Here is a 10,204-nt window from a genome sequence, read left to right as displayed (position 1 = left end):
CACCACTCCTCCCGGCCTGACTCAACGAGCCAGACCCCTGAAGGGGGTCAACTTTCAAGCGTCGCTACCGGTCCACTTTTCAGCCGTCGCCGACAGGTCTGCGGATGTGGCAAGGAACCCAAGTACCGCCCGCGGACACGCGCTGAACTGCGCGTCCGTCGGACCCTTGCCGCGAGGGACGGGCTGCCGTTGTCAGAGACGCTGTCCCGACCGGACCCTCTGACCCCGCTGACGGACTGATCTCGTGGCTCAGCGTGCGAAGCGGCAGTGTCCGATGAGGGCTGCCGCAAGGCCCGAAAGCCCGAACACTGCCAAAGGCCGGCGTAGAGGCCCATGATGCGGGCGACTTTGGTGCGGAAGTCGGGGTCGCGAATGAAGATCCATGAGTGGTACTGCTGGGGCTTGAGCGCGTCCCGCTTGAGCCAGCGGCGCACGGTGGAGGCCGAGACCGCCTCCACGATCCCCCGGTCGACAGCCTCACGTGCCAGTTCCGGGCAGGACCAGCGGGACAGCGGTATGCCTGGCTCGGCAGGTAACTGGCAGGCCAGCGCATTGACTTCGGCGGTCTGCAGCGGGGGGAAACGCGGCGGCCTCCCGGAACGCTCACGGTCCTCAGGGGCCGGAAGACCGCCAGCGGTCAACCGGCCCCGTCACGTGCGCACCGTGTCCACGTGCAGGCCCGACTCACTGGCGATCCGCGCGTTGGAGCGTCCGCGTGCCGCACGCAGCACAAGGTCCGCGCGCATCCGGGCCTGGTGGGGAGTCTTGCGGCCGTAGGCCGTCTTCTTCAGCCGCTGCCTCTGCGAGGCTGTCGGTGATGTCGGGCAGGCGAAGGCAACAGGCAAGGCAGGCAGGCCGATCAGTAGAGGTGGATCTCGCCGCCCCTTGCCGCAGCGCCGCAGCCGCAGCCGCAACCGTATTGCGGGCTTGAACGGGTCCGGCGGTGCGGATGCCCGGATTACTTACCGCTGCCCTCGGCGAGGGTGTGTGCGACAAGCGCGTTGGCGTGGCCGTGGCCGAGTCCGTGCTCGGTCTTGAGCCAGGTGACGAGTTCCGTGTGCTTGGTCAGGGGCGAGGAGCGGATGAGGTCCTTCCAGTCCGTGATCGGGCGGCCGTACTTCTTCTCGATCGACGGGAAGTAGCTGGCGGGGCCCTTCACCAGTCCGGTCATTGCGGTGTCCTGTCTCTCTTGTGGTCATCTTGATGGTTGTCTTGGTTGCGGCGGCGACGCGTGGACGGGTGCTGTTACTTCTGTGCTGCGGGGAGGGTCGTCATCAGCCGGGCGGTGACGGCCGTGAGCCAGAGGAGGCCGAGTCCGGCTCCGGCGGTGAAGGCCGGCACGGTGGCGGAGGAGCCGGCGAATCCGGCCAGGATCCCCAGCGGTACCAGGCGTGAGCTCACGGCCCATCCCCGTTCCCGGTGCGTGGCGAAGTACCCGGCCAGGACGAGGAATGCCGCGGACAGCGCGAGGAAGCCCACCATGGCGCTGAGCATGTGGGCGGCGCCGTGCCAGCTCAGGGAGGCGGCGGGAGCTTGGGGGGCACCGGCGGGGAACCCCGCCCCCGGGTCCGCGGTGAACACGGCGGCGAGGGCGAACGAGACGCCGAACACATGGATCAGGCGCGGTGCCCAGGTGCCGGCGGGTGCGCCGTCCAGTGCGCGGCGGATCCCGGCCGCACCTGCGGCGGCCAGCAAGCCGGTCAGTAGGAAGCTGGTCACCTGGATCCAGCCGAGATCGCCCAGGCTGAGCTGACTGATCGCGTTGCGGGTGAAGTCGAAGCCGTCGCGGGTGAGCCCCTGGACCGCGCCGAGGCCCAGGAACAGTGGACCTGCCGTGACGCCGCCTGCCAGCAGAACCCGCGTCGTCGGCCGTGCCGACGCCGAGCGGGCCGTGACCGGGACGCCAATGGTCTGTGTCATGCGATTCCCCCATGGATAGAACTAGACGGTGTGGTACTCGTTGGAGCCGGGCGCTAGATTAGTCACATACAAACTGGACTGTCCAGTACCGAAGGGTGGGCGATGGAAGCGAGCGAGCAAGGCCGGTCTGCGCGCAAGCACAAGGCGATCCTGGACGCCGCAACCGAGGCGTTCATGGCCAAGGGGTACTCCGGGACCAGCATGGACGACATCGCGAAGCAGGCCGCAGTCTCCAAGCAAACCGTCTACAAGCACTTCTCGGACAAGGAGAAGCTGTTCGCCGAGATCGTCCTGGCCACGACGGACCGGGTCGACGCCATGGTCGATCTGGTGGCCGACATCCCGGCCGACGCCGAGGCACTGGAGGAGAACCTGACCCGCCTGGCCCGCCACTTCCTGACCGCACTCACCCAGCCCCAGGTACTCCAGCTGCGGCGCCTGATCATCGCCAACGCCGACACCTTCCCCGAGCTCGGCGCCACTTGGTACAGGCAGGGCTTCGAACGCGTCCTCGCCACCCTGGCGGCCACCTTCCAACGCCTCGCCGACCACGGTCTCCTCCGCGTTACCGACGCACATCTGGCCGCTCACCACTTCACCGGGCTTCTTCTGTGGATCCCCGTGAACAAGGCCATGTTCCACGGCAGCCCCCAGCACACGCAGAGCGAACTCGACCGCTATGCGGACGCGGGCGTCCGGGCCTTCACCGCTGCCTACCGCTGACCCTCCGGCGACACGCACCAAGTCGCCCCCGGGCACACCGGGAGAAACACTGAACGATTTCTCCCGGCTCTTCGCAAACCGGTTCCTCCTGGTGGACCCCGGGAACTTGCACAAAATCGCCGACAGGTCCACCCCCGAAGGACTTCCGGAGCAAACCAATAAGACCTGCCTATAGGAGGGTCGTCTAGCTCAAGAAGGCCTTCCAGAAGGGGACGGTCGCCTTCGGGTTCCAGCTCTCCCAGTCCCGCTCGTAATCCTCGTTGAACTCGTGCTCGATGTATTCGGCCAGGTCGCTGCCGTAGAAGATGATGTCGGTGCCCCAGATGGACAGGACCGGGTGCCCGTAGCCTTCGCGGCCCGCCAAAAGGAACCGGTGTGCGTACACGGGGGCCAGTCGAGGCACTGTTGCCAGGTGCCGTTCGGCAACGGCCCGTGCGACCTGCGGCTCTGTGGGCCGCTCACCCCATCCCCGGTGCCAGTAGCGGTGCTCCACCTCGCGCAATATGCCCTCGGTCGGCCATGCGACATGGGCTCGCAGCTCGGCAGGATCGCCGTTGCGCCAGTCGGGCCAGGGATTGTCCCAGGTCGCGCCTTCCTGGGGCGGTGAGCCGACCGGCAGGCCGGCGGCGAGGAAGGCACGGTGTTCATCGGAGAATTGGAAACCGTATTGCGCTTCCACGCGCTCGAACTCATCATCGGTGAGCCCCGGTTCCATCTCGCAGCAGTCGGCCTGCTTCAGGCGACGGGCGGCTTCGGCCCCGAGTCGGGCCGCCTTGATGTTGATCACGATGGAACCGTAGTGCCCGTTCCGGCCCGGGCCCAACCGGTTTATCTGGGACCGGGCAAGCAAGAGGCGCGACCGGAGGCCGCACCTATTGCCGACTACGCCCGCGGCGGCGTATTCCTGACGCCAGCCATAAGGCATTCGTGCAGTAGCGAAAAGGCTGCGACCGCGTTCCGTTACGGGCACCCGGAGCGGCCCGGGGAGAGCACTGTCACAGGCGTTCCGTAGAGTGGCCGTTCGTGAGGCCTTCTCGTGAATAGCCGGGATATCGAGAAGGCCTCACGCGGATGTCCACGAAAGAAGGGGAAGGTGAAGGAGCGTTAATGAGCCGCACTATGTTCATCCTCGTGTACGAGAACGGTGAGCCAAAGCCTCTGGACATGGATCTCCTGAAGGAGATCCTGAAGCCGTACGTCGTCGCGGCCGACGAGGATTTCCAGGATGTGCTGATCCAACTCGCTGATGGCTATCAAGCGGAGCTGGACATCAACGAGGTCTGTATCGGCATCAGCCGTTTCCCTCCCGGTCATTTCTTCGATGTGCTGGCCGAGTTGGTGGATCGTCTCGGGGCGACCGTGATCCCTATGGACCGGCCGACGATCCTGCGCAGGGAGGAGGACCGCTCCAGGCTGCCCCCCGAGGGCCGAGAGGATTCTGCAGTCGTCCGGATGACCGGACGGGCCATGGAGGCATTCATCAGCGGGGGCTGACCACCCTCGTGAGGTGCAGACCGGCACAGCGGTCAGCCCGGTTCTGCCTACCTGCCGAAGTCACGCGGTTGCGTCCGGATTGCGCCGCGGCTTCCGGCCGGGAGCCGGGCGGTCGGCCACCCGGTTCATCAGCCGACGGCGCCCCGGTCGGCCCCCCATCCGGGCACCTGGAGTGTCGGCCGGCCTCAGGGGACGAGCACGATCCGTCCCGGCAGATTGCCTTCCGCCAGCCGTGCGTGTGCCTCGGCCGCGTCGTGCAGGGGGTACGTCCGTGCCACACGGGCCAGCAGCACCCCCTCTTCCGCGAGGTGGGACAGCTCCGTGAGCAGGGCACCGTCGGCTCGGACGCTCAGAGCCTCGACGCGTATCCCGCGTTCGGGGTGCGGCTCCGAGCCGGGCCACAGGCCGGCATAGGCGCCGTCGTCGCGGACGGCGGCGAGTGCGTCCGCTCCCAGCCGTGCGGCGTCGAGCACGCCGTCGAAGGCGGCCGCCTCCGGGGTCTGCCCTCGGGCCAGGAAATGGTCGGCGCCGCGGGAGAGGAGGAATTCCTCGGAGGCCGCGGAGTCGATCCCGGTGACCTTAAGCCCCTGCCGGTGCGCGAGTTCCACGGTGTGGGCCCCGACGCCTCCGGCCGCTCCGGTGACCAGCAGGCTCTGCCCAGGAGCCAGGGCGAGCAGTTCCAGCGCCTGGGCGGCGGTCGTTGTGTTCAGCGGGAGCGTCGCCGCGTGGACGTCGTCGAGGGAAGTGGGGGCCGGCGCAAGGGTGTCGGTGTGCAGGACGACGAAGTCGGCGTGGGTGCCGAGCGGCTTGTGATGGCCCGTGGCCAGGGCGATGACACGGTCGCCAGCGGTCCAGGGGGTGCCGGGGCCGGCAGCGTCGACGGTTCCGGCAACGTCGAAGCCCAGGCCGATGTTCGCCTCGCCGCCGAAGACGCCCGAGCGCATGGCCGCGTCCACCGGGTTGAGCGCGGCCGCCTTCACCTTGATCCGCACCTGCCCCGGGCCCGGCACGGGCACCGGGTGTTCGGTGATCTCGACTGCGTCAGGGCCGCCGAAGCGGGGGACGGTGACGGCACGCATAAGCATGGTGTTCTCCTGAGAAGGGGTGACGACGTGGTGCAGGTCAGCCGGAGCCGACAGGGAAATCGCCATAGGGCAGTTCCCTTTGTGCGCCTATGACGCGATTCCTCACGTTTAGCGCGCAACCCCATGATGAGTCAGCATGACGGGGGCTGCAAAAGGCACACGCGTGTGCGCAACGCCCTGGTCAGGCGGACCGCCCACCCGGAGCTGCCGCCACGGCTCGAGGACGCACTGACCGGTTCGGGCACCACCCTCGATCAAGCCCGCTACGACGAGCCGGCGCGCACCGGCAGGCAACTGCCCCTCCCCGCACACGCGGAACCGTTTCGGCGGGTGCTGTGTCCTCCTTCGCAAGAAGGCGGTTCCACGCCGCGGAACCGCCTGCGAAGGGGGTGGCCATGGGACAGGTACGCGAGGGGGCGCGGTTCGGCGTATGGGCCGTCGCCGCGGTGGTCTTCCTGGCGCTGCTGTGGGGGATCGGGACGTTCGCCTTCGGCGGTGCGGGGTGGATGACAGCTCCGTTCCGCGGCAAGGCGGAGGAGCGCAACAACACCGTCGGCTCAGGCGTGTTCATCCAGACCACGTACGAGGAGTTCTTCGACCTGTGCGAGGCCGTGCAGAACGCCGAAGGGACGATCCAAGTGCTCCAGGAGGAGCGCAAGTCCGCCTCGCCGACGCGCGCGACCCAGATCGACCAGTCGATCACCGCGCTGAAGACCACGCGGATCGAGTCGGTCAACGACTACAACTCCAAGGCCGCCCAGGAGCACCGCGCGCCTTTCCGCGACAAGAACCTCCCCTACCGGCTGGATGTCGCCGCCAAGCACACGACGTGCACCGACTGATCCCCCCACTCACCCCGGGAAGAGGGCAGCACCGCATGAAGAAGTTCGCACGCATGCTCCTGGCCGCCGTCGTCGTGCTCGCCGCAGGCTTCGCGCTGAGCTCCTGCACCGACTCCAGCCAGGACAAGGAGAACAGGGCCAAGCAGGACAACTACGACCACCTCGTCGCCGAGCAGCCGGCGGGCCGCATGGAGTACTCGCCGACCCGTGACGCGATCAACCAGTGGGTCAAGACATGGGGGCAGCGCGGGAAGCTCTCCTACGTCTACATCCAGAACGCCAACGGCCAGTACGGGTACTTCATCATGAAGGGCCTGCCGGTTCCGCGCTGCAAGATGCTCACCCCGACGGAGCGGGTCGAGTCCACCTCCAACGGCGTGGCGGTCCTCGCGCAACCGGGCATGGACGGCACGTACACCACGGGTTCCACCTGCAACGCCTACTACGGCTTCGACGCCACGACGAACGCGTACATGGAGTTCACCGTCGGCACGAACCAGTCGTTCTTCCTGTTCGACAAGCCCATGACGATGCCGGAGTACGCCAGCGCCAAGCAGCTGGGGCCGACCTCGGTCAAGGACGTCAAGCAGCAGCGCTGAGCAACCTCGCGGGGCTCGCACCAGCGACCTTTCCCGGCTGTACTTGTCCCGGCAAGTAATCCAGATATGCTTGTACCTGCAATCAATCCGGTCCGGGCGGCACGCGGTGCGGCCGGGCTCGTGGCACAAGCACACAGGTGATCTGGATATCCATGCGCGTCCTCATGTTCAACAACCCGCTGACCGGCCACTTCCTCCCCCTGTTGCCGCTCGCCTGGGCGCTGCGGAAGCAGGGGCACGCCGTTGCCTTCGTCTCCGCGCCCGCCATGGCGGGCGCGGTCGGGGCCGAGGGCTTTGAGCTGATCCCCGCCGGTCCGAGCGTCGACGTGACCGTCGCCGAGGTGGGCCGCCGCACCGGCGCCGACATGATGACCGCACCGTCGCCGGCGCTCGTCGGCGAGTTCTTCGCCGGGGTACGCATCGACCTCTCCGCCGACGAAGCGCTCGCGGGAGCGCGCGCCTGGGAACCGGACCTGGTCGTGTCGGAACACTGCGACTTCGTGGGGCCGCTCGTCGCCACCGTGTTGAAGGTGCCGTCCGCCGTGATGGGCATCGACCCGGCGCTGGAGCCCGAGGTGCTGGACGCCCTCGCCGCCACCGCGCACTCCCGTTATGTCGAGCGGGGTCTGGAGGCGCCGGCCCAGGCACCCGCAGGCCGCTGGCTCCTCGACCTGTGCCCGCCCGGCCTGCAGCGCGACGGTGCGCTGCCGGCCCTCGAACGCATCGCGCTGCGGCCCGAACCCCACCAGGGCCCCGAAGGCACGCCGCGGGCGGCCAGGACGCCGGGGACCGGGCGGCCCCGCGTGCTCGTCAGCCTCAGCACCGCCCGCGGCGCGGCTCCCACGCTCGGTCCGCTGCTCCGGTCGCTGAGCGCCCTCGACGTCGACCTGGTCGCCACGTCCAGCGGTGTCCCGGTCGACGACCTCGGGCTGGAGCCGGGCCGGGTCGAGCTGGTCACCTTCCTGCCCGCGGCGGAACTGCTCGACGGTGTGTCCGCCGTCGTGCACCACGGTGGTTCCGGAACGACCTTCGGGGCGGCGGCCCGCGGCATCCCCGCCGTCGTGGTCCCCGACACCGCGGGGCAGCAGCGCCAGGCCTTCCGGCTCCAGGCGGCAGGTGCGGGCCTGGCCCTGCCGATCGGCGAGCAGGACCCGGACGCCGTCGCCGCCGCGGTCGGCCGGCTGCTCGCCGAGCCCGGCTTCACCGCTGCCGCGCAGCGCCTCCGTGACGAGATCGAGGCGATGCCGACGGCCTCGGAGGTCGCCGAACGCCTCACCGTCTCCGTCATGGCGTAGCGGGCGCCGCGCGCGAGCGTCGCCGCTCAGTCGGTGCGCCACGGGCGGAGCTTCTCGGGGTTCCGTACCGCCCAGATGTGCCTGATCCGGTCGCCCGCGAACGCGAACGCGAACACCGTCGCGATGGCTCCGTCCTGCTCCGCCACCAGGCCGGGCACGCCGTTGACCGTGCACTCCACGAACGTCGTGCGGTCGCCCGACACACGGGCGATCTCGGCGTAGGCACGGGCGATCCGCTCACCGCCGACGATCGCGCGCAGGTGGGTGACGGCCAGCCCGCCGCCGTCGGCGGTCGCGGTGGCGTCCGGGTCGAGCAGGCCGATCAGGGCCTCGATGTCCTTGGCCTCCCACGCCGTCCTGAACCGCCTGACGATGTCCGCCTGCCCGGCGCTCGGGCCCGCGGACGGCCGGGCCGTACGGATGCGGCGGCGGGCGGACGAGGCCAGTTGGCGGCATGCCGCCGCGCTTCGGCCGAGGATCTCCGCGACCTCGCCGAAGGGGTAGCGGAAGACGTCGTGCAGGACGAACGCGACGCGCTCGGCCGGGGTCATCGCGTCGAGGACGACCAGGAAGGCCATCGTCACCGACTCGTCGAGGGTGACCCGGTCGGCCGGGTCGGTCCCGCCCGCGCCGGAGCGCCCGGTGATCCACTCCGCGGGCTCGGGCAGCGGTTCGGGGATCCAGTCGCCGACGTAGGTCTCCCGTCTGGCCCGCGCCGAACGCAGCATGTTCAGGCAGATGCGGCCGGCGACCGTCATCAGCCAGGCGCCGGGCGTCTCGATGGCCTGCTGCTCGCGCGGGGACATGGCGTACCAGCGGGCGTAGGTCTCCTGCACGACGTCCTCGGCGTCGGCGAGGGAACCCAGCAGCCGATAGCCGAGGTTGATCAGCCGCCGCCGCTCGCTCATGATCGCGCCGAGGCCCGGATCGGCCCGGTCGTCGCCGGGTTCGGCTGTGGTGGTCATGGTCCGGCCTTCTCCCTCGCTCGTCTCTGCGCCACTACCCGGTACGACGAAACAGCCCGCCGGAATGTGAGGCGGGCGCGACCTCACATTCCTGAGGGCTGCACTGTCGTACCGGTCAGGACGGCAGGACGGCAGGACGACAACGAGGCTGAAGGGGAACGCCGATGAACGACTTCCAGGCCATCGCGGACCGGGTCGAGATCGAGGCGCTGCGCGGCGAGTTCACCGACGCGGCGATGATGCGCGACCGGCCGCGGCTGGCAGCGCTGTTCACACCGGACGGTGTCCTGCGCATGCCCAACATCCCCGCCGAGTTCCGCGGCCGCGAGGAGATCCGTGCCGGGGGCGAGCGGCTGCAGAGCCAGTGGGACTTCTTCGTGCAGACCACGCATCCCGGCACGATCCGACTCGACGGGGACACGGCGACCGGCCGCGCCTCCATCCAGGAGCTCGCGCGTACCCTGGACGGCCGCCAGGGTCTCAACTACGCCATTTACCACGACCGTTACGAGCGCACCGCGGAGGGCTGGAGGTTCGCCGAGCGGGTCTACGAGATCAGGTACCTCGACACCTCCCCGCTGGCCGGCACGGCACCCCGTGCGGCGCGGGACTCCGGGACCGTACCGGCTCCGACCGCCTCCTTCACGGACCCGGCTCCGGCGGAGCTACTGGAGCGGGTCGCGGCCGCGCTGCGTGCCAACGGTTTCGCCGCCGAGGTCCTCGACGACGTCGCGGCCGCGCGTGTCCGCGTCAAGGACCTGGTCCCCGAGGGTTCCAGCGTGCTCACCGGCGCCAGCGAGACCCTGCGGTTGTCCGGCATCGACGAGGACCTCAACACCGGCGGCCGGTACGACGCCGTCAGGCCGCGTGTCCTGGCCCTGGACCGCGCGACCCGCGCCGACGAGATCCGCAAGCTGCTCGCCGGCCCCGATGTCGTCGTCAACAGCGTCGCCGCGGTCACCGAGACCGGCTCGCTCGTGCTCGCCTCGGGCAGCGGCAGTCAGCTCCCGGCCAACGCCGGCGGCGCCGCGCACGCGATCTGGATCGTCGGCGCCCAGAAGGTGGTGCCGGACCTGGAGACGGCGCTGCGCCGCGTCGAGGAGCACGCGCTCCCGCTGGAGAACGCCCGTGCCCAGGCGGTGTACGGGATGCCCAGCGCCATCAGCCGGCTGCTCGTGCTCAACGCGGAACCGCGCCCGGGACGCGGCACCGTGCTTCTTCTGCGGGAGGCCGTCGGATTCTGATCCGGCGCGGCCGTTCGTCCTCCCGGGAGTGCGACCC

The 10,204-nt window shown here is 69.5% G+C and carries 12 protein-coding genes; 6 read left to right on the top strand and 6 right to left on the bottom strand.

Annotated features, from left to right (window positions below; all coding sequences use genetic code 11):
- Positions 1-47: 47 nt before the first annotated feature.
- The 3 genes from ACIP64_RS25675 to ACIP64_RS25665 all read right to left on the bottom strand — a co-directional run bounded on the left by ACIP64_RS25675 (position 48) and on the right by ACIP64_RS25665 (position 1,920).
- Positions 48-641, bottom strand: a complete 594-nt coding sequence (locus ACIP64_RS25675; protein ID WP_401591109.1) for a helix-turn-helix domain-containing protein — start codon at positions 639-641, stop codon at positions 48-50.
- Between the two features lie 317 nt (positions 642-958).
- On the bottom strand, positions 959-1,171 hold the full coding sequence (locus ACIP64_RS25670; protein WP_401591107.1) for a DUF4287 domain-containing protein: 213 nt from the start codon (positions 1,169-1,171) through the stop codon (positions 959-961).
- A 74-nt stretch (positions 1,172-1,245) separates the two neighbouring features.
- Positions 1,246-1,920, bottom strand: coding sequence for a DUF998 domain-containing protein (locus ACIP64_RS25665; RefSeq protein ID WP_401591104.1), 675 nt, complete (start codon positions 1,918-1,920; stop codon positions 1,246-1,248).
- A 102-nt stretch (positions 1,921-2,022) separates the two neighbouring features.
- On the opposite strand from ACIP64_RS25665, the gene ACIP64_RS25660 reads away from it, so the two are divergent.
- A complete protein-coding gene (locus tag ACIP64_RS25660) occupies positions 2,023-2,643 on the top strand; it encodes a TetR/AcrR family transcriptional regulator (RefSeq protein ID WP_401591101.1) in 621 nt (206 codons plus the stop codon).
- Between the two features lie 184 nt (positions 2,644-2,827).
- On the opposite strand, the gene ACIP64_RS25655 is transcribed toward ACIP64_RS25660, so the two are convergent.
- Entirely contained in the window at positions 2,828-3,430 is a 603-nt protein-coding gene (locus ACIP64_RS25655; protein WP_401591099.1) for a hypothetical protein, read from the bottom strand.
- A 332-nt stretch (positions 3,431-3,762) separates the two neighbouring features.
- Between ACIP64_RS25655 and ACIP64_RS25650 the strand changes: the two genes are divergently transcribed.
- The gene (locus ACIP64_RS25650) at positions 3,763-4,137 is read left to right on the top strand and encodes a hypothetical protein (protein WP_401591097.1); all 375 of its coding nucleotides are present in this window, start codon (positions 3,763-3,765) and stop codon (positions 4,135-4,137) included.
- A 185-nt stretch (positions 4,138-4,322) separates the two neighbouring features.
- Here ACIP64_RS25650 and ACIP64_RS25645 read toward each other — a convergent pair whose 3' ends face one another.
- On the bottom strand, positions 4,323-5,216 hold the full coding sequence (locus ACIP64_RS25645) for an NADP-dependent oxidoreductase (RefSeq protein ID WP_401591125.1): 894 nt from the start codon (positions 5,214-5,216) through the stop codon (positions 4,323-4,325).
- A 401-nt stretch (positions 5,217-5,617) separates the two neighbouring features.
- On the opposite strand from ACIP64_RS25645, the gene ACIP64_RS25640 reads away from it, so the two are divergent.
- The 3 genes from ACIP64_RS25640 to ACIP64_RS25630 all read left to right on the top strand — a co-directional run bounded on the left by ACIP64_RS25640 (position 5,618) and on the right by ACIP64_RS25630 (position 7,958).
- Complete coding sequence (locus ACIP64_RS25640) at positions 5,618-6,064, top strand: hypothetical protein (RefSeq protein WP_401591094.1); 447 nt, start codon at positions 5,618-5,620, stop codon at positions 6,062-6,064.
- 35 nt (positions 6,065-6,099) lie between these two features.
- Complete coding sequence (locus ACIP64_RS25635; protein ID WP_401591091.1) at positions 6,100-6,663, top strand: hypothetical protein; 564 nt, start codon at positions 6,100-6,102, stop codon at positions 6,661-6,663.
- 137 nt (positions 6,664-6,800) lie between these two features.
- A complete protein-coding gene (locus ACIP64_RS25630) occupies positions 6,801-7,958 on the top strand; it encodes a nucleotide disphospho-sugar-binding domain-containing protein (RefSeq protein ID WP_401591088.1) in 1,158 nt (385 codons plus the stop codon).
- Between the two features lie 26 nt (positions 7,959-7,984).
- On the opposite strand, the gene sigJ is transcribed toward ACIP64_RS25630, so the two are convergent.
- On the bottom strand, positions 7,985-8,923 hold the full coding sequence (gene sigJ / locus ACIP64_RS25625) for an RNA polymerase sigma factor SigJ (protein ID WP_401591085.1): 939 nt from the start codon (positions 8,921-8,923) through the stop codon (positions 7,985-7,987).
- A 164-nt stretch (positions 8,924-9,087) separates the two neighbouring features.
- Here sigJ and ACIP64_RS25620 point away from each other — a divergent pair, with 164 nt between their 5' ends.
- A complete protein-coding gene (locus ACIP64_RS25620; protein ID WP_401591082.1) occupies positions 9,088-10,167 on the top strand; it encodes a nuclear transport factor 2 family protein in 1,080 nt (359 codons plus the stop codon).
- The last annotated feature ends 37 nt before the right edge of the window (positions 10,168-10,204 follow it).

Source organism: Streptomyces sp. NPDC088733, from assembly GCF_044751185.1.
GTDB lineage: Bacteria > Actinomycetota > Actinomycetes > Streptomycetales > Streptomycetaceae > Actinacidiphila.
Note: the sequence above shows the minus strand (reverse complement) of the source record. Positions and strands in the feature narration are given on the sequence as shown.

Excerpts from the sequence above, each read along its gene's own strand:
- ACIP64_RS25665 (WP_401591104.1), bottom strand. The coding sequence starts at position 1,920 with ATGACACAGACCATTGGCGTCCCGGTCACGGCCCGCTCGGCGTCGGCA.
- ACIP64_RS25670 (WP_401591107.1), bottom strand. The coding sequence starts at position 1,171 with ATGACCGGACTGGTGAAGGGCCCCGCCAGCTACTTCCCGTCGATCGAG.
- ACIP64_RS25645 (WP_401591125.1), bottom strand. The coding sequence starts at position 5,216 with ATGCGTGCCGTCACCGTCCCCCGCTTCGGCGGCCCTGACGCAGTCGAG.
- ACIP64_RS25635 (WP_401591091.1), top strand. The coding sequence starts at position 6,100 with ATGAAGAAGTTCGCACGCATGCTCCTGGCCGCCGTCGTCGTGCTCGCC.
- ACIP64_RS25620 (WP_401591082.1), top strand. The coding sequence starts at position 9,088 with ATGAACGACTTCCAGGCCATCGCGGACCGGGTCGAGATCGAGGCGCTG.
- ACIP64_RS25660 (WP_401591101.1), top strand. The coding sequence starts at position 2,023 with ATGGAAGCGAGCGAGCAAGGCCGGTCTGCGCGCAAGCACAAGGCGATC.
- sigJ (WP_401591085.1), bottom strand. The coding sequence starts at position 8,923 with ATGACCACCACAGCCGAACCCGGCGACGACCGGGCCGATCCGGGCCTC.
- ACIP64_RS25640 (WP_401591094.1), top strand. The coding sequence starts at position 5,618 with ATGGGACAGGTACGCGAGGGGGCGCGGTTCGGCGTATGGGCCGTCGCC.
- ACIP64_RS25650 (WP_401591097.1), top strand. The coding sequence starts at position 3,763 with ATGTTCATCCTCGTGTACGAGAACGGTGAGCCAAAGCCTCTGGACATG.